General features: G+C 49.1%; 20 protein-coding genes. 10 read left to right on the forward strand and 10 right to left on the reverse strand.

Annotated features, from left to right (window positions below; translation table 11 throughout):
- The 5 genes from purB to C0068_RS11985 all read right to left on the reverse strand — a co-directional run bounded on the left by purB (position 1) and on the right by C0068_RS11985 (position 4,447).
- On the reverse strand, positions 1-1,365 hold the full coding sequence (purB, locus tag C0068_RS11965) for an adenylosuccinate lyase (RefSeq protein ID WP_103684713.1): 1,365 nt from the start codon (positions 1,363-1,365) through the stop codon (positions 1-3).
- A gap of 59 nt (positions 1,366-1,424) precedes the next feature.
- Complete coding sequence (gene hflD, locus C0068_RS11970) at positions 1,425-2,090, reverse strand: high frequency lysogenization protein HflD (protein WP_103684714.1); 666 nt, start codon at positions 2,088-2,090, stop codon at positions 1,425-1,427.
- Complete coding sequence (mnmA, locus tag C0068_RS11975) at positions 2,090-3,193, reverse strand: tRNA 2-thiouridine(34) synthase MnmA (RefSeq protein WP_103684715.1); 1,104 nt, start codon at positions 3,191-3,193, stop codon at positions 2,090-2,092. The genes hflD and mnmA overlap by 1 nt, the downstream gene beginning before the upstream one ends.
- 29 nt (positions 3,194-3,222) lie before the next feature.
- Complete coding sequence (locus C0068_RS11980; RefSeq protein WP_103684716.1) at positions 3,223-3,660, reverse strand: NUDIX hydrolase; 438 nt, start codon at positions 3,658-3,660, stop codon at positions 3,223-3,225.
- Between the two features lie 148 nt (positions 3,661-3,808).
- Entirely contained in the window at positions 3,809-4,447 is a 639-nt protein-coding gene (locus C0068_RS11985; RefSeq protein WP_103684717.1) for an rRNA large subunit pseudouridine synthase E, read from the reverse strand.
- Between the two features lie 151 nt (positions 4,448-4,598).
- Here C0068_RS11985 and icd point away from each other — a divergent pair, with 151 nt between their 5' ends.
- Positions 4,599-5,855, forward strand: a complete 1,257-nt coding sequence (icd, locus tag C0068_RS11990) for an NADP-dependent isocitrate dehydrogenase (protein WP_103684718.1) — start codon at positions 4,599-4,601, stop codon at positions 5,853-5,855.
- Positions 5,856-5,917: 62 nt separating this feature from the next.
- Here icd and C0068_RS11995 read toward each other — a convergent pair whose 3' ends face one another.
- Positions 5,918-6,127 carry a cold shock domain-containing protein gene (locus C0068_RS11995; RefSeq protein ID WP_103684719.1) on the reverse strand — a complete coding sequence of 70 codons (210 nt, stop codon included), beginning with the start codon at positions 6,125-6,127 and terminating at the stop codon, positions 5,918-5,920.
- Positions 6,128-6,320: 193 nt separating this feature from the next.
- Here C0068_RS11995 and clpS point away from each other — a divergent pair, with 193 nt between their 5' ends.
- Both clpS and clpA read left to right on the forward strand, forming a co-directional pair.
- Positions 6,321-6,668: an ATP-dependent Clp protease adapter ClpS gene (gene clpS, locus C0068_RS12000; RefSeq protein WP_103684720.1), complete on the forward strand. Its 348-nt coding sequence runs from the start codon at positions 6,321-6,323 to the stop codon at positions 6,666-6,668.
- A gap of 31 nt (positions 6,669-6,699) precedes the next feature.
- Entirely contained in the window at positions 6,700-8,979 is a 2,280-nt protein-coding gene (gene clpA / locus C0068_RS12005) for an ATP-dependent Clp protease ATP-binding subunit ClpA (protein WP_103684721.1), read from the forward strand.
- 10 nt (positions 8,980-8,989) lie between these two features.
- Here the strand turns inward: clpA and infA are convergent, their stop codons facing one another.
- The 4 genes from infA to trxB all read right to left on the reverse strand — a co-directional run bounded on the left by infA (position 8,990) and on the right by trxB (position 11,759).
- Positions 8,990-9,208, reverse strand: coding sequence for a translation initiation factor IF-1 (gene infA, locus C0068_RS12010; RefSeq protein WP_022957154.1), 219 nt, complete (start codon positions 9,206-9,208; stop codon positions 8,990-8,992).
- A 149-nt stretch (positions 9,209-9,357) separates the two neighbouring features.
- The gene (locus tag C0068_RS12015) at positions 9,358-10,062 is read right to left on the reverse strand and encodes an arginyltransferase (RefSeq protein WP_103684722.1); all 705 of its coding nucleotides are present in this window, start codon (positions 10,060-10,062) and stop codon (positions 9,358-9,360) included.
- A 2-nt stretch (positions 10,063-10,064) separates the two neighbouring features.
- Positions 10,065-10,790: a leucyl/phenylalanyl-tRNA--protein transferase gene (gene aat / locus C0068_RS12020; protein WP_103684723.1), complete on the reverse strand. Its 726-nt coding sequence runs from the start codon at positions 10,788-10,790 to the stop codon at positions 10,065-10,067.
- Positions 10,791-10,808: 18 nt separating this feature from the next.
- The gene (gene trxB / locus C0068_RS12025) at positions 10,809-11,759 is read right to left on the reverse strand and encodes a thioredoxin-disulfide reductase (RefSeq protein WP_103684724.1); all 951 of its coding nucleotides are present in this window, start codon (positions 11,757-11,759) and stop codon (positions 10,809-10,811) included.
- Positions 11,760-12,023: 264 nt separating this feature from the next.
- Between trxB and C0068_RS12030 the strand changes: the two genes are divergently transcribed.
- From C0068_RS12030 to gorA, 7 genes are read left to right on the forward strand one after another with little or no spacing between them, the layout of a single operon-like run.
- Entirely contained in the window at positions 12,024-14,348 is a 2,325-nt protein-coding gene (locus C0068_RS12030; RefSeq protein WP_199176163.1) for a DNA translocase FtsK, read from the forward strand.
- 11 nt (positions 14,349-14,359) lie between these two features.
- Positions 14,360-14,962, forward strand: a complete 603-nt coding sequence (gene lolA / locus C0068_RS12035; RefSeq protein WP_103684725.1) for an outer membrane lipoprotein periplasmic chaperone LolA — start codon at positions 14,360-14,362, stop codon at positions 14,960-14,962.
- A 17-nt stretch (positions 14,963-14,979) separates the two neighbouring features.
- Complete coding sequence (locus C0068_RS12040) at positions 14,980-16,260, forward strand: replication-associated recombination protein A (protein ID WP_103684760.1); 1,281 nt, start codon at positions 14,980-14,982, stop codon at positions 16,258-16,260.
- Positions 16,261-16,304: 44 nt separating this feature from the next.
- Positions 16,305-16,676, forward strand: a complete 372-nt coding sequence (crcB, locus tag C0068_RS12045; protein WP_103684726.1) for a fluoride efflux transporter CrcB — start codon at positions 16,305-16,307, stop codon at positions 16,674-16,676.
- Positions 16,677-16,716: 40 nt separating this feature from the next.
- Positions 16,717-18,021: a serine--tRNA ligase gene (gene serS / locus C0068_RS12050; protein ID WP_103684727.1), complete on the forward strand. Its 1,305-nt coding sequence runs from the start codon at positions 16,717-16,719 to the stop codon at positions 18,019-18,021.
- Positions 18,022-18,025: 4 nt separating this feature from the next.
- Positions 18,026-19,429, forward strand: coding sequence for a siroheme synthase CysG (gene cysG / locus C0068_RS12055; RefSeq protein WP_103684728.1), 1,404 nt, complete (start codon positions 18,026-18,028; stop codon positions 19,427-19,429).
- A 40-nt stretch (positions 19,430-19,469) separates the two neighbouring features.
- Complete coding sequence (gene gorA / locus C0068_RS12060; protein ID WP_103684729.1) at positions 19,470-20,822, forward strand: glutathione-disulfide reductase; 1,353 nt, start codon at positions 19,470-19,472, stop codon at positions 20,820-20,822.
- Positions 20,823-20,827: the final 5 nt, after the last annotated feature.

Consider the following 20,827-nt stretch of genomic DNA (forward strand, 5'->3'; position numbering starts at 1 on the left):
TTATATCCGCTTGGCTTGGGCAACAGCGTTGCCGATATAGCGCGCAGGGGTTAATTCACGTAGCTCTGCCTTCGCGGTCTCTGGCATATCGAGCCCGTCGACAAATGCTTTTAAGATATCTGCTGTTATGCGTTGGCCGCGGGTAAGCGCTTTGAGTTTTTCATACGGCTCTTCAATGCCGTAGCGGCGCATAATGGTCTGAATGGGCTCGGCAAGCACTTCCCAGCTATCGTCTAAATCCGCCGCAATTCGCGCAATATTGATTTCGAGTTTGCTCAAACCTTTCATAGTGGCTTGATAGGCCATTACGCTATACGCAATCCCTACGCCCATATTTCGCAGTACCGTCGAATCGGTTAAGTCACGCTGCCAGCGCGAAATAGGCAGTTTTACAGCCAAATGGTGCAGTACCGCATTGGCTATGCCCAGATTGCCCTCGGAATTTTCGAAATCGATAGGATTGACTTTGTGGGGCATTGTTGATGAGCCAACTTCGCCGGCAATAGTACGTTGCTTGAAGTACCCTAAAGAAATATAACCCCAAATGTCGCGGTCTAAATCGATCAGAATCGTATTAAAACGTGCGATGGCGTCGAATAATTCGGCAATGTAGTCATGGGGTTCAATCTGGGTGGTGTAGCGATTCCAGTTGATACCAAGCTTGCTGATAAAGTCTTCCGCATTGGCTTCCCAGTCGATGTCTGGATAGGCGGATAAGTGGGCGTTGTAGTTACCGACGGCGCCGTTGATTTTACCCAGCAGCGCTACGTCAGCAATAGCGTCACGCTGACGGCGCAGGCGTGCAACTACATTGGCGAACTCTTTGCCCATAGTGGTTGGGCTGGCGGTTTGGCCGTGGGTGCGCGACAGCATTGCTACATCGGCAAATTCATGCGCTTGCTCGGTGAGCTTGGTGATTATGGCGTCACATTCTGCCAAGAGCAATTCGCGGCCTTCACGCAGCATTAAAGCATGGGATAGGTTGTTGATGTCCTCAGAGGTGCAGGCAAAATGGACAAACTCTGAGATGGCCGCCAGTTCTGCGTTGCTGCTGATAGCCTCTTTAATAAAGTACTCAATCGCTTTAACGTCGTGATTGGTGGTGGCTTCAATATCTTTAACTTTCTGAGCGCCGGTTTCGTCGAAATTCGCAATTAGCGCTTCTAATATTGCGTTGGCGTCACCACTCAAACTGGGGACTTCAGTGATGGCGGGGTTTGCAGCGAGCTGCTGAAGCCAGCGCACTTCTACAATAAGACGATACTTGATCAGTCCAAATTCACTGAAAACAGGGCGCAGGCTAGCAGTTTTGCTGCCGTAACGGCCATCGACGGGTGAGATGGCTGAAAGCGCGGATAAGTCCATATTGAGTACCTTTTCTATAGCGGGGCGGGCAGTTCGGAAAGCGCGCAATAATACACGATTTAACGTCTAATTTCAGTTGCCAGCAGTTGTTTGGTTTGGGTGAAAATACGGTTTCTTTGCAGCACTAATTTCCAGCGGCTGCCGCCGGCTTGATGCCACAGAAATCCCGCGCGTATGGCGGCCAGTAAAAGTGTCCGAATACGCGCGGCATTGTTTGCGTTTTGAAGCTCTTGAGCGCTGCCGGTGATCTGAATTCGAAAGTTATACTTCGAGATAGTATCTTGATAAATAGCTGAAACAGAGTTGGATAAGCTATTGATATCATTACTCGTTAGCTCTTTTTGTTTGGCTGTGTGTTGCAGTCTGTTACGCAATAGGGCAGAGGTATCGGCATCGTTTTTGAGTTTTTTGTGGAGATGCAAAATACCTAGGCAGTAACGCATTACATTCTTGCGTTCCCCGTAGTCATTGCCGCTAAGCAAGTCGCGTAGACCGCGAACGCCTAGTTCAAGGTTTTCAATGCTGCCATAGGCCTCTTCTACCGTCGTAGCGGAAAAAGCAAAGACGCTATCTATTGTTGCCTCAATGGCCTGCGGCTCTCCTTGGCCAGTGCGGGCAATTTGATCAACTAATACCGCTGCCTGAACAATTGCCGCTAGCGCCAAGGTTTGCTGGCGCAATGGTACGTTTTTATCTGTTTGCATGGCTTGTCTGGTGTCACTCATTAATATTGGTATCCCGCCTCAATAATACCGCCACCTAGACAAACCTCATCGTCGTAAAACACGACCGATTGCCCCGGGGTGATAGCGCGCTGAGGTTCTACAAAGTGCACATCAAAGCCATTGCTTGTTGGGCGAATTTCGCAAGCTTGATCCGCTTGGCGGTAGCGGGTTTTGGCTTTGCATATAAGGGGGAGTTTGGGGGCTTCGCCGCTAATCCAGTGAATTTCGCTCACCTGTAGGGCTTGTTTAAACAGCGCGGGATGCTGGCTACCTTGGGCTACCAAAAGCACGTTGCGCTCTAAGTCCTTTTCGATCACATACCACGGTTCTTCGCCACCGCCTTTTACGCCGCCAATGCCGAGGCCTTGGCGCTGGCCAATGGTGTGATACATCAAGCCACTGTGTTGGCCCAAATCCTGTCCATCTAGTGTTTCAATGCGGCCGGGTTTGGCGGGTAGATACTGCTGTAAGAAATCTTTGAAGCGGCGCTCGCCAATAAAGCAGATGCCGGTGCTGTCTTTTTTGTCGTGGGTAACAAGGTCGTGTTTTTCGGCAAGGGCTCGAACTTGTGGTTTTTCAATTTCGCCGACAGGGAATAGTGTTTTGGCTAATTGCTCGCTTCCCACTGCATGCAGGAAGTAGCTCTGATCCTTGTTGGGGTCTAGGCCCTTTAATAGTTGGATTGTGCCGTTAATATCCCTGCGCCGAGTGTAATGGCCAGTGGCAATATAATCGGCGCCGAGCACAATGGCGTAGTCTAGAAACGCCTTAAACTTAATCTCGCGGTTACACAAAATATCAGGATTTGGTGTGCGGCCGGCTTGGTATTCTGCCAAAAAGTGCTCAAATACATTGTCCCAATATTCGGCGGCAAAATTCGCCGTGTGCAGATGAATACCGAGCTTTTCACAGACCGCGCTAGCATCCGCTAAATCGTCTTTAGCTGTGCAGTATTCGGTGCCGTCGTCTTCATCCCAGTTTTTCATGAACAGGCCTTCAACCTGATAACCTTGTTGCATGAGGAGTAGGGCTGAAACTGAGGAGTCCACGCCGCCGGACATACCGACGATAACTTTGGTGTCATTTGGGTGGTGCTGATTCATTCACATAATCCGTTAAGCGGTGTATTGCCTTAATAAATCATGGTCAGCGGGTAGCGCTGGCCATCTAAATATCGCTCTAAACACTCTAATACCAGTGGGCTGCGGAGCTGGTGCCGGCGTTTTCGTAATTCGTCAGGCGTCAGCCAAATGGCCTGTTCAATATCGCTGTCTAGTTTTTGCTCTGGGCAAAACGCTATTGGACGCGCAAAAAAACTGGTTCGATGATAGGTCACGCCGTTGGCTGGTGCAGTGTATAAGCCTATGCCGACGACACCTAATATTTCAACGCGCCACTGGGTTTCTTCTAGCGTTTCTCGGTAGGCCGCTTCAAGCAAGCTTTCGTCTTTCTCAAGGTGCCCTGCGGGCTGGTTTAGCACTCTACGGCCGTGTTTGATTTCTTCAACAAATAAAAATTTACCGTCGTTTTCCACCAGGGTTGCGACAGTAACATGGGGGTGCCAATCCATAGGGTGTTCCGATCACAAAAGGGTTGTGGGTTTTTCGTATCTCAATGTTATCTATATCGAATCCCTCGCGCTTTGTGCGCAAGCCGACCGACAAGGGTGAGGTGCCACCGATATGTATAGTGGGCGTAATTGTAACAGGGGCGAGGCTTTAAGGACTATATTTACGCCTTGTATGCGCTTTTGGTTTGCGCCGATTGATGCTTGGTTTGCTATTCTTATTCGATTTATAGCGAATAAATTCTGGGCCAAGACTAAGGGTTTTGTGTTCGCCAGGAGCCAAATTATCAATGCTCCAATCACCAATTTGGGTGCGAATGAGGCGTAAAGTCGGGAAGCCAACCGCTGCCGTCATCCGCCTGACTTGGCGATTTCGCCCTTCACTTATGGTTAGGCTTAGCCAGCTAGTGGGAATGTTAGCCCTAAAACGCACCGGTGGCGTTCGCGGCCAAAGCATGTCTGGTTCGTCAATTTTTTCTGCCGCTGCTGGGAGCGTAGGACCGTCGTTGAGCTGGACGCCATTTTTTAGCCTATCGATTGCATCTTGATCTATTTCGCCGTCTACCTGTACCCAATATGTTTTTGCCAGTTTGTGGCGCGGATGGCTTATTTGGTGCTGGAGTTCGCCATCTCCGGTCAAAATCATTAAGCCTTCGGAGTCATAATCTAGTCTACCGGCTGGATATATCTTTGGGATCCTGATGTAATCAGAGAGGTTCGCTCGTCCGTCGTTGTCGGTAAATTGACTCATGACTTGGAAGGGCTTGTTAAATAAAAATATGTCGCTCACGCTAAAATAGGCTCATTCATAGAAGAAATCTCGGTATAAAGTGTTATAATGCCGCGCTTTTTACAGAAGCTGTCATTGTAGCAAATTGCTTTGTTTTCGTTTGTGAGCGAGCACGAGCACAGATACTAACTGATAAACCATGGAGTCAAAAATGGGATACCAACATATCAAGGTACCTACTGCGGGCGAGAAAATCACCGTTAATGCGGATCTTTCCCTCAATGTACCCGATCGGCCAATTATTCCTTTTATCGAAGGTGATGGCATCGGGGTCGACATTACTCCGGTGATGATCAACGTAGTTGATGCAGCCGTTGAAAAAGCCTACTCAGGCGCTAAGAAAATCAGCTGGATGGAAATTTATACCGGCGAAAAAGCAGCAGAGCTATACGACGGTGACTGGTTCCCCGCCGAAACGCTAGATGCGATTAAAGACTATGTAGTAGGCATTAAAGGTCCACTGACTACACCTGTTGGCGGTGGCTTCCGTTCTTTGAACGTAGCGCTGCGTCAAGAATTAGATTTGTATGTTTGTCAGCGTCCAGTGCGTTGGTTTGAAGGCGTGCCTTCTCCGGTAAAAGAGCCGGGTAAAACCAATATGGTGATTTTCCGCGAAAACTCAGAAGATATTTATGCTGGTATCGAGTGGAAAGCGGGTACACCAGAAGCGAATAAGGTGATTGAATTCTTCCAAGAAGAAATGGGTGTAACTAAAATCCGTTTCCCGCAGGAATGCGGTATTGGTGTTAAGCCAGTTTCTAAAGAAGGTACTCAGCGTCTGGTTCGCAAGGCCATTCAATACACAATCGATCAAGATTTGCCGTCACTGACCATCGTGCATAAAGGCAATATCATGAAATTCACCGAAGGTGCTTTCAAAAACTGGGCTTACGAGCTGGCGATGGAAGAGTTTGGTGGTTCACTGATTGACGGTGGCCCTTGGGTTAGTATTAAAAACCCAAATACTGGCAAAGATATTGTTATCAAAGACGTTATTGCTGATGCAATGCTGCAGCAAGTATTGCTGCGTCCAGACGAGTACAGCGTTATCGCAACGCTTAACTTGAACGGCGACTACCTGTCTGATGCGCTAGCTGCTCAGGTTGGTGGTATCGGTATCGCGCCGGGTGCAAACCTAAGCGACAATATCGCACTGTTTGAGGCGACTCACGGCACAGCACCTAAGTACACAGGTCAAGACAAAGTAAACCCAGGTTCTTTGATTTTGTCTGCGGAAATGATGTTGCGTCATTTGGGTTGGAACGAAGCGGCAGACCTGATTATTAATGGTATGAACGGCGCGATCCAAGCTAAGACAGTAACCTATGATTTCGAGCGTTTGATGGAAGGTGCAACCTTGCTGAAATGTTCAGAATTTGGTGATGCAATCGTTAAGCACATGGCGTAAAGCCACTTCACCACCGGCATATGCCGGTGGTGATCTTTTCTACATTTGGAAATTCTCTTCTGTTACTCGTCAGATGTTTGAATGTCTGTGGCATGTAGGCCCTTTGGGCCCGGCTCAGCGCTAAACTTCACACTTTGTCCCGCCTTTAATGTTTTGTAGCCTTCCATCGTAATGGCGGAATAGTGCGCAAAAATTTCATCTTCACTATTCTCAGATACGATGAAACCGTAGCCTTTGGCGTTATTGAACCACTTTACAACACCCTGCTGCATAGCTTTATATCCTTAATTGTCGTTATAGTTATTGTCATATTTACGCAAACTACCTTGTATTTTGCGACTTAGCCCCCATTTTTAAAACAGTCCGGCCTCGTCGTCAAGTATAGATGGTGTATGTAGTGAAGTTGGTGAATTTCCCTATTGCGCGGGGTTAAAGTGGTGATAAGCTCAGGTAAAGCCAGTGAAAATGAACATTAATATACAGAATTCAGGTGATAAGTCAGATGAAGATCACGGTAACGGCTTGGCAATTCAGGAGTCGAAACCGGAGCTAAAGAAACCTCGTATGTATGCAGTAGTACTGTTAAATGATGATTACACTCCGATGGAGTTTGTTGTCGAAGTATTAGAGGATTTCTTTTATTTGGATCGGCAGCGCGCCACTCAAGTAATGCTTGCAGTGCACACCAAGGGTAAAGGGGTGTGCGGTGTGTTTACCAAAGATATCGCTGAAACCAAGGCGGCACAGGTAAACCAATACGCAAGAGATAATGGGCACCCGCTACTTGCTGAAATAGAAGAAAGCGATGCTTGAAGTTTGCAATGTCAAAGGGCGGAAGTAGTCTATGTTGAGCAAAGATCTCGAAACAACATTGAGCCAGGCATTTAAATCGGCTCGTAGTCGCCGGCATGAGTTTATGACCGTCGAACACCTATTGCTGGCTTTAGCAGATAATGAAGCCGCAGTAAAAGTTCTGCTCGCATGTGGCGCAGATTTAACTCAGCTTAAAGGCGAGTTGAAAGAATTTGTTGAGGCGACCACGCCTCGAATCCCCGAAGATGACGCAGAGCGAGACACCCAGCCAACATTGGGTTTTCAGCGCGTGCTGCAGCGCGCAGTGTTTCATGTGCAGTCTTCAGGTAAACAAGAAGTCACCGGCGCAAATGTGCTGGTAGCTATTTTTAGTGAGCAAGAAAGCCAAGCGGTTTACTTCTTGAAATCACAAAATGTAAACCGCCTCGATGTGGTTAATTATATTACCCACGGTATTTCTAAGGTGTCTGGCCCAGAAGGGATTGAGCACGATCAGCAGCACGACCAAGACGCTGAAAATGCCGATCCCGAACAGCGTCCGCTAGAAAATTTTGCGACTAACTTAAATGAAGAGGCGAAAGCTGGCCGTATCGACCCCTTGATTGGCCGTGCTGAAGAAGTAGAGCGCGTTGCGCAAATACTAACTCGTCGCCGCAAAAATAATCCGCTGTTGGTGGGGGAGTCTGGGGTAGGTAAAACCGCCATCGCCGAGGGCTTGGCCAAGCGCATTGTTGACGGTGACGTGCCAGATGTCCTTATCGGCAGTGTGGTTTACTCCCTCGATATGGGGGCTCTGCTCGCGGGCACTAAATACCGTGGCGATTTTGAAAAACGCTTAAAAGGCCTGCTTGCGGACCTCAAAAAGCGTGAAGGCGCCATTCTGTTTATCGATGAGATTCACACCATTATCGGTGCTGGGGCGGCTTCCGGTGGGGTGATGGACGCCTCTAATCTCTTAAAACCACTGTTAAGCTCTGGGCAAATGCGCTGCATTGGCTCAACCACTTTCCAAGAGTACCGAGGTATTTTCGACAAGGATCGCGCTCTTAGCCGGCGCTTCCAAAAAGTGGATGTTAACGAGCCCTCTGTCGATGACACTTTCTTGATTTTGAAAGGCCTGCGTTCGCGTTTCGAAACCCATCACGACCTTAAATACAGCGACGGCGCTTTACGCTCAGCGGCGGAGTTGTCGGCGCGCTATATTAATGACCGCTTTTTGCCTGACAAAGCTATCGACGTGATCGATGAAGCCGGCGCTTATCAGCGACTGCAAAAGCCTGAAAATCGCGTAGAAAAAATTGATGTCGCTGAAATCGAAGCGATTGTTGCCAAAATTGCGCGCATTCCGCCTAAGAGCGTGTCTTCCGACGATAGGGCTTCACTTGCGAAGCTCGAAGACAATCTCAAAATGGTGGTATTCGGTCAGGATCAAGCGGTGGCGGAGCTTAGCGCCTCTATCAAACTGGCCCGCGCTGGTTTGAAATCCGTTGAAAAGCCAATTGGTAGCTTTCTGCTGGCGGGCCCAACAGGCGTGGGTAAAACTGAGATATGTCGTCAGCTTGCCAAATTGCTTGGCTTGGAGTTGATTCGTTTTGATATGTCTGAGTATATGGAGCGCCACACAGTCTCGCGTTTAATCGGTGCACCTCCTGGCTATGTTGGTTTTGATCAAGGCGGCTTGTTAACAGATTCGGTAACTAAACACCCGCATTCAGTGGTGTTGCTTGATGAAATCGAAAAAGCGCATCCCGACCTCTTTAATCTGCTCTTGCAGGTTATGGATCACGGCTCGCTCACGGATAATAATGGTCGTAAAGCAGATTTCCGCAATGTGATATTTGTGATGACGACCAATGCCGGCGCCGAAAGCATGAGTCGTCGCTCGATCGGCTTTACTGAGCAGGATAATCAAACTGATTCTACCGAGGCGATTAATCGCCTGTTTACACCGGAATTCCGCAATCGCTTAGATAGCGTTATTTCCTTTGCGCCGCTGGAGTCCGACGTGGTGCTCACCGTCGTTGATAAATTCTTGGTTGAATTGCAGGCACAGTTAGACGACAAGAAAGTTGTGCTCAACGTCGATGACGCTGCACGACACTGGCTGGTTTCTAATGGCTACGACAAAACCATGGGCGCACGCCCAATGGCACGCGTCATTCAGCAGCATATTAAAAAGCCGCTGGCAGAAATGGTGTTGTTCGGTAGTTTGGAGAAGCAGGGCGGGCTGGTTAATATCACCGTGAAGGGTGACGGTCTAGCTCTAACCGCAGAAACGGTGGATGAGGAGGAGAGCCAGACCTGCGATTGAGTTATCGCACTTAACGGCCGCGGAAAGTAATGCGGCCTTTGGTAAGGTCATAGGGGGTTAATTCAACCTTGACCTTATCTCCGGTTAGAATCCGGATGTAATGCTTGCGCATTTTTCCTGAGATGTGAGCAGTAACAACGTGGCCATTTTCTAAGCGCACGCGAAAAGTTGTGTTCGGCAAGGTATCAATGACTTCGCCTTCCATTTCGATCTGGTCTTCTTTCGCCATTCGGCAACTATCCTCGAAAGTCTTTAAGAATTAATAATTGAGAAGCACTGAGGCCACGGCGGGCTGTCAAAACTGCGCGCATTTTGCCTTAATTTGCCGAGCTTGGCAATTTACCAAGGGTATTGCTCAATAGCCGCAGGGCTAGCAACTTAATTGAGGCGCACCCAGCGACTGTTTATTAGCAGTTCTATTGGGCGGTAGTCGGTTTTGTAAGACATTTTTTGGCAGTCTCGAATCCAGTAACCAAGGTAGATATAGGGTAAATTGCGGGATTTAGCCTCTGAAATTTGCCAAAGAATACCGTAAACACCTAGGCCTCGTCGGCTAAATTCCGGATCGTAAAATGTATAGATGGCAGACAAGCCGTCATCAAGTACATCGGTCACTGCCACCGCGACTAAATCGTTACCGAGATAAAAATGCACGTATTCAGTTGTTGCGTTGCTGGGGCCAAGAAAACTATTGAATTGCTCACGCGATGGCGGAAACATATCACCGTCGCGATGACGGCCATTTATATAACGCTCGTAGAGTGCATAGGACTCTTCTGACGGCGCTGAGAATATTTTGGTGCTCAAGTCTGCGTTGCGTTTTATGCTTCTCCGCTGGCTGCGAGTCGGAGAAAACAACGCCACCGGAACACGGCTCGCGATGCACTCTCTGCAGCGATTGCAGTCAGGCCGGTATATATGATTTCCACTGCGCCGAAAGCCGCGGCGAGATAATTCGCTGTACAGTGCCGGCGATGGTGTCATGTCTGGGTCAATAAAGATTGTTTTTGCTTCTCGGTCATCAAAATAGCTACAGGGGTGAGGGTGGGTAGCGTAGAGTTTAATTTCCTTAGAATCTGTCATGCTTATTCCGGCGACGAAACGTTTCCGTATCGCCAATTTAGGGTCCATTTATTGACGGGGCGCGCGGCCATATTGCAATACTGATCTAGATATTGCCTAAAGGTGTCGCGATTAATTTCCTCCGCGCCCATGCTGTCAAGGTAGTCATTTCCAACCTGACAATCAATCAGTGGATATCCCCATTCCTGTAACTGCCCGCAAAGGTGTACCAATGCGATTTTGGAGGCATTTGCCTCGCGGCTAAACATCGATTCCCCAAAAAATAGCTGACCTATACCCATACCATACAGGCCGCCAATTAATGTTTTTCCGCGCCAAACTTCGACGGAGTGAGCCCAGCCGTCTTTGTGAAGACCTAAATACGCCGCGCGCATTTCGTCTGTAATCCATGTTCCTGGGCGTTTGGGACTGAGTGTGGCACATCCGTCCAATACATCGCTAAAGGCGGTATCAAAGCTCACTGAATAGTCGCCCCGACGAAGGGCTTTGCGTAAGCTTCGGTTGATGTATACCTGCTCTGGATACAGCACGGTTCGAGGTTGGGGTGACCACCATAGAATCGGTTGGGATTCCTCGTACCAAGGAAAAATGCCTCGACGATAGGCGGCCAAAATACGCTCTTTACTGAGGTCGCCGCCAACGGCTAGCAAGCCGTTGGGGTCTTCTAGGGCGTGTTCAACGTTAGGAAAATCCAGCTTATCGACGTCGAGCCAAGGAATAGTCGGCATGAGATAAGCTGCTTTGCCTTAGGCTAGGTCGTCTAGGTAGCGCTCTGCATCAAGTGCGGCCATGCAACCAAAACCCGCAGAGGTAACAGCTTGGCGATATATATGGTCGGCAACGTCGCCAGCGGCAAATACACCCTTAACACTGGTGCGGGTGGCATTGCCTTCGGTGCCGCTGTGGATTTTTAAGTAGCCATCTTTCATCTCAAGTTGGCCTTCAAAAATATCGGTGTTTGGTTTGTGACCAATGGCAATAAAAACCCCAGCGACATCAATTTCTTGTGTGCTACCGTCTGTGGTGCTTTTTAGTCGTAAACCAGTTACGCCGCTATCGTCACCTAAAACTTCATCCAAAGTATTGTTCCACAGGATGTTTACATTGCCGTTTGCCGCACGTTCTAGCAATTTGTCCTGCAGAATTTTTTCTGAGCGCAGGCTGTCGCGACGGTGTACCAAGGTTACTTCGGAGGCAATATTCGATAAATACAGTGCTTCTTCTACAGCCGTGTTGCCGCCGCCGATAACCGCTACTTTCTTGCCGCGGTAAAAAAAGCCGTCACAAGTGGCACAAGCCGAAACGCCTTTACCCATAAAGGCTTCTTCTGAAGGCAGTCCCAGGTATTGCGCAGATGCGCCAGTGGCTATGATCAAACCGTCACAGGTATAGGTTTTGCTGCCCTTAAGCGTGAAGGGTTTGTTTTTTAAATCGACAGACTCAATGTGGTCAAAAATAACTTCGGTGTCGAAACGCTCGGCATGTTCTTGCATTCTCACCATTAACTCTGGACCTTGAACGCCATTTTGGTCGCCAGGCCAGTTATCAACGTCGGTGGTGGTGGTGAGCTGACCGCCCTGTTGGATACCGGTTATAACTACGGGATTGAGGTTCGCGCGGGCAGCGTAAACAGCGGCGGTGTAACCGGCAGGGCCCGAACCTAGAATGATTAGACGATGGTGTTGGCTGTCGCTCATAAATTTACTGCATTCCATTTAGGGGGAGTGAACTTGGTTCAATCCAAAATGACTGATATAAGGCGCATATCATAGGGGATTTTGTTATCCGCATCAAAATGTCTGTGCGGCGACAAATGCCCTGACATAGTGCTAATATTGGGCCCGATTTGGGTTTTTCAATAGGCTCAGTAACAGCGGATAAACATATAATTTTTTTCGTGACGGCATCGTGAATGTGTGATTGGCCGTTTAAGCTAGAAGTAACTAGGAATTTGTTTTCTTTTGCCTAAACCGACAACAAAATCAGCGGTGGATAATCGCGAAATATTGCATTTACGTCTACGTGAAGGGCTGTTAATCGCCTTTGTGGCGGTGTGCATTTATATTTTCGTCTCTCTTTTAACCTATAGCGGCAATGATCCTGGCTGGTCTAGAACGGGAAATGGCGATGAGGTAATGAACGCCGGAGGCCCAGTCGGAGCATGGCTTGCGGATGTGTTTTTTGCGCTGTTTGGTTATATGGCGTATTTATTTCCTAGCATGTTAGCGTTTCGGGCATGGCGGCTATTCAAATCGCGTTACCGCCCGCCGGCATTCGACTCTCTTATTTTTTCTCTGCGCGTCATCGGCTTGGTCTTGGTGATGATATCGAGCACTGGGCTCGCGGCAAACGGTGACTATGGCACCAGTGGCTTGCCTTTTGGCGCTGGTGGGGTATTGGGTGATGCGGTTGGTCATGCGACTTTGGCGTCCTTTAACGAGTTCGGCAGTCGCTTATTACTGCTGGCGATATTATTGTTTGGTTTGACGGTATTCACAGATTTATCGTGGATTAAATTGATGGATAACGTCGGCGCGTTAACATTGCGTCTTTACGACAAAGCAAACGATGCGCTCTATCGCTATCGGCAGGCTCGCACTGAGCGCAAAAAAGCTGCGCTGGCTGCCAAGGAACGCCACGAAGCATTTACAACGAAAACTGAAATTCAAAAAACGCGAATTCCTCCACAAATAGCGCCGCCGCCAAAGCCCGCTGCAAAATCTTCTCGCCCCGACAAGGAGCGGCAAACCTCCTTGTTTGATGGCCCAGTGACAGGTACCTTACCGTCCCTCAGCCTGCTAGATAAAGCGGTGCACAACCCTGAACGCGGATTTTCGCCAGAAACCTTGGACGCAATGTCCCGCCTATTAGAAATTAAATTATTGGATTTCGGGGTGTCGGCAAAAGTTGTCGCCGTTTTCCCAGGACCGGTGATTACACGGTTTGAATTGGAGCCGGATGCAGGGGTTAAAGTCAGCAAAATCTCTAATTTGGTGAAAGACTTAGCGCGCTCATTGGCGGTGGTCAGTGTTCGTGTTGTAGAGGTTATTCCAGGCAAGCCCTATGTTGGTATTGAAATTCCGAATGAAGATCGCGAGATTGTTAATTTCCACGATGTGCTTTCATCGGAAGTGTTTGAATCAAATAAATCCCCACTTACTCTTGCTTTAGGGCACGATATTTCCGGCGAGCCGGTATGTGCAGACCTTGGGAAAATGCCTCATTTATTGGTAGCCGGTACTACCGGTTCCGGTAAATCGGTGGGCGTAAACGCCATGCTGATTAGTTTGCTGTATAAGTCGACGCCGGAAGAAGTGCGACTGATGCTGGTTGATCCGAAAATGTTGGAATTATCTGTTTATGACGGTATTCCGCATTTATTAACGCCAGTTATTACCGACATGAAGGATGCCGCTAACGGCTTGCGTTGGTGCGTAGCGGAAATGGAACGCCGATATAAGCTCATGTCGAAAATGGGGGTTCGTAATTTGGCCGGCTTTAATCGCAAGGTTAAAGACGCCATTCTTGCCGGCGAACCCATCAAGGACCCGCTTTGGAAGCCTGAAGAACATTATCAAGCAGGTTTAGAGGAGGCGCAGGCGCCGGATCTTGAGGTGCTGCCGTCTATCGTCGTGGTAATTGACGAATTTGCCGACATGATGATGATCGTTGGTAAAAAAGTCGAAGAGCTTATCGCTCGCATTGCTCAAAAAGCGCGTGCGGCGGGAATTCACTTACTACTTGCCACCCAGCGTCCGTCGGTGGACGTTATTACCGGCTTGATTAAGGCCAACGTGCCAACCCGTATCGGCTTTCAGGTTTCATCTAAAATCGATTCGCGAACTATTCTGGATCAAGGCGGTGCGGAACAGCTTCTCGGGCACGGCGATATGTTGTATTTGCCACCTGGTGCAGGTATCCCGATTCGGGTTCACGGCGCTTTTGTGTCGGACGAAGAGGTCCACCGTGTCGTTGCCGACTGGAAGCGGCGGGGCGAGCCCCAATATATTGATGGCCTGCTAGAAGAGGGCAGCGCGACGGATGCTATGCCGGGCATGCCCCCTGAAGGTGGCGGCGATAATGGCGAAAGCGATGCGCTTTACGACGAGGCGGTGCAATACGTTACAGAAAGTCGTCGCGCGTCTATCTCTGCTGTTCAACGCAAATTGCGCATTGGTTATAATCGCGCAGCGCGATTAATTGAAACAATGGAGGCTGCTGGTGTCGTAACAGAGATGGCCAGTAACGGTAGTCGCGAAGTACTGGCTCCACCGCCACGTGATTAGAAGTGAGAAATATGCGTCAATTGTTTCTATTACTATGTTTGTCTGTTTTCCAGTTGTCCGCCTTTGCTGAGGGCGACGTAGCACAACTACATTTACACCTATCCGGTGCGCAAAGTATTAACTCAAAATTTGTACAGCAGGTTAGGGATGCCAGCGGCGAACTATTGCAGGAAAGCAAGGGCACGATCGCGCTGCAGCGCCCCAATAATATCCGTTGGGAAAGCTTGGAGCCGTTCCGCTATTTGCTAGTCAGTAACGGCAAAACAGTATGGCGCTACGATGCAGATCTTGAGCAGTTAAATACTGATCCCTTTGATGCCGAGCTTTCACAAACCCCGGCGATGATTATTGGCGCATCTATCGACCAACTTGCGGCTGATTACGTTGTAAACGTTATTAAATCAGGTAATACGCGGGAATTTGTATTAGTTCCAAAACAGCAGGGCGCTTTTTCTGAAATGCGACTCTTGTTTAATATGGGCAAGCTTAGCGGTATGCGCTTGACGGATACCCTTGAGCAAACTACGCAAATCGATTTTGTTGAGCCCAAATACAACGTTAAATTCGACGCTAAAATGTTTGAGTTTAATGAGGCTGAGGCGAGCAGGTCTTGAGCGACACGCCAGCTGCCATGCCACTGGCTGCAAGGATGCGGCCGCAAACACTGGAATACTATCTCGGCCAAGAGCACCTATTAGCAGAGGACAAGCCACTGCGTAGGGCGCTAGACTCAGGCCAACTTCATTCAATGATTTTTTGGGGACCGCCAGGGGTTGGTAAAACCACCTTGGCGCAACTAATAGCTCATCTTTGCGACGCACACTTTATTAGCATTTCCGCTGTATTGGCTGGGGTAAAAGATATTCGTGCTGCTGTGGAAGAGGCAAAAAAACAACAGTTTTTCCAGCGCCGCACCATTCTGTTTATCGACGAAGTCCATCGTTTTAATAAGGCCCAGCAAGACGCATTTTTACCCTATGTGGAAGACGGGACGGTGATTTTTGTCGGTGCGACGACGGAAAATCCCTCCTTTGAAATCAATAATGCACTGCTGTCTAGGGCACGGGTTTATCAGCTTAATGCGCTGAATGACGATGCGTTAATACGTATTATTAAACACGCAGCCGAACGTGAAGGCTGGATTATTGATGCGGCACAAGCTGCACGCATCGCTTCTCACGCAGATGGCGACGCAAGGCGTGCGCTCAATCTAATCGAGTTGGCTGGCGACATGGTGCTCAGCCGTGGCGAAGCGCGGGATTTAAACGAAGAAATCATCGACCAAGTGCTTAATGGTCAACCACGGCGCTTCGATAAGGGCGGCGATCTCTTTTACGAGCAAATTTCTGCCCTGCATAAATCCGTGCGAGGCAGCTCGGCAGACGGCGCCTTATACTGGTTTGCCCGCATGTTAGATGGTGGCTGCGAACCCCTCTATATTGCGCGGCGCCTCGTTCGTATGGCAAGTGAAGATATCGGCAATGCCGACCCGCGGGCGCTGCGAATTTGTTTAGATGCTTGGGATGTGCAGGAGCGACTAGGCAGTCCAGAAGGCGAATTAGCGATGGCCCAGGCGGTGTGTTACTTGGCCGCCGCCCCAAAGAGTAATGCGGTGTATACCGCTTACAATGCGGTTAGGCGCGATATAGCCGCTGCACCCAGCTACGACGTTCCAATGCATTTGCGCAATGCACCCACCGGCATGATGAAAAAGCAGGGCTTTGGCGACGGCTACCGCTACGCCCACGACGAAGTCGATGCCTACGCCGCCGGTGAAAATTATCTACCTAAAGAAATAAAAGACACGGTGTACTACCAACCGGTCGAGCGCGGTTTAGAGAAGAAAATCGCTGAAAAGCTGCGATATTTGCGCCAGCGCGATGCGGAGTCACCGCATACACGCTATCGTTAATGCAAATACGGTAGAATAGTGCGCCTCAAATCGGAGACAACGACGTGCAAGTCTATTTGCTAATTGCCTTAGGCGGCGCCTGCGGTGCATTAAGCCGCTACGGTATCGGCCGAGCGGTGAATATCTATTTAGCGCAGATCCACTGGCCCTTGGGCACATTTGCGGTCAATATTGCCGGCTCGTTTACCATTGGTGCCATCTACGTTTTGATAACGGAAAAATCGAGCTTACATGCCGATTGGCGCTATGTATTAATGGTGGGATTTTTAGGGGCCTTCACGACTTTCTCGACGTTTTCATTAGAGTCAGTGGCCATGTTAGAGGCCGGTAAAATTGCAATGGCGATGCTGTATATGGTCGCTACGCTAGCCAGCTGCGTTATCGGGTGCTGGTTAGGAATGAGCTTGGTTCGTTAAAAGAAATATATTAAATACATAAGGTTGGAGATTTATTTTAATGTTAGATATAAAGCAGGTCCGGCTCGATCCACAGGCAGTTGCCGGCGCGCTGAGCAAAAAATTCTACAGTTTTGACGCGGCCCAATTTGAAGCCCTCGATGCCGTGCGCAAGCAGGCCGATATGAATAGTCAAAACTTGCTTGCCGAGCGGAAAAAAGCGTCTAAGCAAATCGGTGAGCTTATTAAAAATGGCCTTAATATCGACGAAGCAAAAGCGCAGGTAAACGAAAGCCTGGCAAAAATTGAAGCTGAATTAGAAGCGCTTAAGCTGCAGGCAAAAGAAGCGAATGATGCTTTAGATCAATTATTGATGGCAGTGCCGAATTTACCTGCCGAGGAAGTACCTGAGGGTAAAGACGAATCAAACAATATTGAAGTTTTGCGCTGGGGTGAACCGCGAAACTTCGACTTTGACGTAAAAGACCATGTTGATGTAGGCGAACATCTGGGCGGCTTAGATTTTGAAGTAGCCACAAAAATCACCGGCAGTCGCTTTGCTGTTATGCGTGGCGGCTTGGCCCGCATGCACCGCGCCCTTATTCAGTTAATGTTAGATACCCACACCCGCGAACACGGCTACCAAGAAGTGTATGTACCATACATGGTGAATGCCGACTCACTGCGAGGCACCGGTCAGCTACCAAAGTTTGAAGCGGATTTGTTCAAGCTGCAGGGCGATTCTGAGTACTATTTAATTCCGACGGCAGAAGTACCGGTCACGAATTTATACCGCGACACCATTGTTGAAGCGGCGGAATTAGAGAAAGGGCTGCGCTTCACCTGCCATACTCCATGCTTTAGAAGCGAGGCGGGCAGCTATGGACGCGATACTCGCGGTATGATCCGCCAGCACCAATTCGAAAAGGTAGAGTTGGTGCAATTTGTTCGCCCAGAAGAGTCTGATGCAGCCCTAGAGGCCTTAACAGGTCACGCCGAAGCGATTTTGCAAAAGCTGAATTTGCCGTATCGCAAGGTCATTCTTTGTGGCGGCGATCTCGGGTTTTCTGCGCGCAAGACTTATGACTTAGAAGTGTGGCTGCCGGGGCAGAGTGCCTACCGTGAAATTTCTTCTTGCAGTAATTTTGGCGATTTTCAAGCCCGCAGGATGTTAGCCCGCTGGCGCAATCCAGAAACCGGCAAGCCTGAACTACTTCATACCCTAAACGGCTCTGGCTTGGCGGTTGGGCGCACCTTGGTGGCAATCTTAGAAAATTACCAACAAGCTGACGGCTCCTTAGCCGTTCCCGCCGTGTTGCAAGGCTATATGGGTGGAGTGGAACAACTACTGCCGGGAGAGTTCTAGTTAGATGGACTTTCTCCCTCTGTTTACCGATCTTCGCAATAAACCCTGTTTATTAATTGGCGGCGGCCAAGTTGCGCTGCGAAAAGCACGCTTGCTGTGTAAAGCCGGCGCAAAATTAAGGCTGGTTGCCCACGATATTCTCCCCGAACTTTCGACGCTGTGCTTGAATGCCGGCGGTGAATGTATACGCGGGGATTATGGCGATCACCTGTTAGACGGCGTGTTTTTAGTTATCGCCGCCACGGATGATCAAGACGTAAACAGCCGCGTATCAGCAGCCTGTCACAGCCGACAAATTCCGGTAAACGTCGTAGATAGTCCAGATCTATGCAGCGTGATTCTACCGGCAATTATCGACCGTTCACCCCTAATGATTGCGGTGAGTAGCGGTGGAAAAAGCCCTGTACTTGCGCGGATGATGCGGTCGCGTTTGGAAGCAAGTATTCCCGCTGCTTACGGCAGACTAGCTAATTTGGTTGGACAATTCCGCGATGCGGTGAAAACACGTTTTGCCGACATTGAAGATCGACGCCATTTTTGGGAGCAAACCTTGCAAGGCCCTGTTGCTGAAATGGTATTTGCAGGCAATGAAAAGGCTGCTGCCACGATGCTCGGCGACGCCATTAAAAAAGGGGCGGTGGAAGTCGGTGGCGAAGTGTATTTAATTGGCGCTGGCCCAGGCGATCCAGATTTAATGACCTTTAAAGCGCTTCGCCTACTGCAGCGTGCAGATGTGGTTTTATACGACCGCTTGGTGGCACCGGCAATCGTTGATATGTGCCGTAAAGATGCTGAGCGCGTCTACGTTGGCAAGGCCCGCTCTGACCATGCGGTTCCTCAACAAGATATAAATATGCTGTTGGTGAAATACGCGCAAGAAGGCAAAAAGGTGGCGCGCTTAAAAGGTGGCGACCCGTTTATTTTCGGTCGCGGCGGTGAGGAAATCGAAGAACTCGCAGAACAAAAAATACCCTTTCAAGTAGTGCCCGGTATCACCGCTGCCGCAGGCTGTGCGAGCTACGCTGGCATTCCGCTTACTCATCGCGATTATGCACAGTCAGTGCGTTTTGTAACCGGACATTTAAAAGATCACAGCATAAATTTACCTTGGGAGGAGTTAGTCAAGCCGGCGCAAACAGTGGTGTTTTATATGGGCTTGGTTGGCCTGCCAACAATTTGCGAAAAAATGATAGCCTTTGGTAGATCCGCGGATACTCCCATTGCGGTCGTGCAGCAGGGCACCACTCCCGATCAGAAAGTTGTTGTAGCGACCTTGGCGACAATGGTTGATGCTTTAAAACAAGAGCCTGTGCAGGCGCCGACGCTGATCATTGTGGGCGAGGTCGTCAAATTACGAGAAAAACTCGCTTGGTATGAGAAATACGATTTAGCCTCAACATCAATTTAGAGAAAGGCTAATTCACAGGCCTAAGCTCAAAGGAGAGTGCGTGAGCGAAACAATTTACGATCTATTTGTTATTGGTGCAGGTTCTGGTGGCGTTCGCGCGGCGAGAATGTCAGCTAGTTTCGGTGCAAAAGTGGCGATTGCTGAATCGCGCTATTTAGGTGGCACCTGCGTTAATGTTGGCTGTGTTCCCAAAAAGCTATTTAGTTATGCCGCGCATTACCGCGAAGACTTTAGTGATGCTCAGGGTTTTGGTTGGGACAGCTCCGTTAGCGACTTGGATTGGCCGCGGCTTCGAGACAATAAAACCAAAGAAATCGAACGTCTCAACGGGATTTACGGCAATTTATTAAATAATGCAGGCGCAGACTTAATCAACGGCCATGCGCGAATTGTTGACGCTAATACCGTTGAGGTAGACGGCAATAAATATACCGCTAAAAATATTCTTATTGCGGTTGGAGGCTGGCCGTTTATTCCCGATATTCCCGGCTGTGAATTAGCGATTAGTTCCAATGAATTATTTTATTTAGATACGCTACCAAAGCATGCAGTGGTTGTAGGAGGCGGTTATATTGCCACTGAATTTGCGGGGATTCTCCACGGCTTAGGGGTAGAAGTTGAACAAATTTATCGTCGCGATTTGTTTTTGCGGGGCTTTGATACAGAAATTCGCGAGCAGCTTGCGGAGGAAATGACGAATAAGGGCGTGAAGCTGCGTTTTAATGAAAACGTAACTGCCATTGCCGAGCAAGACGGTCAGTATTTACTGACGCTTGAAAGCGGCGAAAGTCTGCTCACCGACAAGGTTTTGTATGCCACTGGCCGCAAGCCGCTATTAGAAGGGCTTGGTTTAGAAAATACCAAGGTCACCTTAAACGACAAAGGCTATATTGCGGTGAACGAAGGGTTTCAAACCGCTGAGCCGTCAATCTATGCCGTTGGCGACGTGACCGGAGGTATGGAGTTAACACCGGTGGCGCTGGCCGAAGGTATGAATTTGGCGAAGCGATTATTTAAGGGGGACAACACTGTTCTCGATTATAGCTTTATTCCCACGGCTATATTTTCACAGCCCAATCTTGCAACCGTTGGATTTAGTGAGGAAGAAGCGCGAGAGCGTTTTGCAGATATCGCGGTGTATACCTCGCGCTTTACCCATTTAAAGCACACTCTTAGCGGTAATAAAACCAAGACCTTTTTAAAGCTCGTGGTAGATAAGGCCAGTGATAAAGTAGTTGGCGCTCATATGATGGGTGACGATGCGGGCGAGATCATTCAGGGCTTGGCAGTAGCAATTAAGGCGGGGGCGACCAAGGCCGACTTTGATTCGACGATTGGTATTCACCCCACGGTGGCAGAAGAGTTTGTAACGATGCGAGACGCTACTCGCTAAACCTT

It is taken from the genome of Zhongshania marina (genome assembly GCF_002915595.1).
Classification (GTDB): Bacteria; Pseudomonadota; Gammaproteobacteria; order Pseudomonadales; family Spongiibacteraceae; genus Spongiibacter; species Spongiibacter marinus_B.

Coding starts and splice junctions, on each gene's coding strand:
- hflD (WP_103684714.1), bottom strand. CDS start 2,090: ATGAGTGACACCAGACAAGCCATGCAAACAGATAAAAACGTACCATTG.
- C0068_RS12040 (WP_103684760.1), top strand. CDS start 14,980: ATGCCACTGGCTGCAAGGATGCGGCCGCAAACACTGGAATACTATCTC.
- clpS (WP_103684720.1), top strand. CDS start 6,321: ATGAACATTAATATACAGAATTCAGGTGATAAGTCAGATGAAGATCAC.
- clpA (WP_103684721.1), top strand. CDS start 6,700: ATGTTGAGCAAAGATCTCGAAACAACATTGAGCCAGGCATTTAAATCG.
- C0068_RS11995 (WP_103684719.1), bottom strand. CDS start 6,127: ATGCAGCAGGGTGTTGTAAAGTGGTTCAATAACGCCAAAGGCTACGGT.
- trxB (WP_103684724.1), bottom strand. CDS start 11,759: ATGAGCGACAGCCAACACCATCGTCTAATCATTCTAGGTTCGGGCCCT.
- serS (WP_103684727.1), top strand. CDS start 16,717: ATGTTAGATATAAAGCAGGTCCGGCTCGATCCACAGGCAGTTGCCGGC.
- aat (WP_103684723.1), bottom strand. CDS start 10,790: ATGCCGACTATTCCTTGGCTCGACGTCGATAAGCTGGATTTTCCTAAC.
- purB (WP_103684713.1), bottom strand. CDS start 1,365: ATGGACTTATCCGCGCTTTCAGCCATCTCACCCGTCGATGGCCGTTAC.
- C0068_RS12015 (WP_103684722.1), bottom strand. CDS start 10,062: ATGACAGATTCTAAGGAAATTAAACTCTACGCTACCCACCCTCACCCC.
- C0068_RS11980 (WP_103684716.1), bottom strand. CDS start 3,660: ATGGATTGGCACCCCCATGTTACTGTCGCAACCCTGGTGGAAAACGAC.
- lolA (WP_103684725.1), top strand. CDS start 14,360: ATGCGTCAATTGTTTCTATTACTATGTTTGTCTGTTTTCCAGTTGTCC.
- infA (WP_022957154.1), bottom strand. CDS start 9,208: ATGGCGAAAGAAGACCAGATCGAAATGGAAGGCGAAGTCATTGATACC.
- cysG (WP_103684728.1), top strand. CDS start 18,026: ATGGACTTTCTCCCTCTGTTTACCGATCTTCGCAATAAACCCTGTTTA.
- mnmA (WP_103684715.1), bottom strand. CDS start 3,193: ATGAATCAGCACCACCCAAATGACACCAAAGTTATCGTCGGTATGTCC.
- icd (WP_103684718.1), top strand. CDS start 4,599: ATGGGATACCAACATATCAAGGTACCTACTGCGGGCGAGAAAATCACC.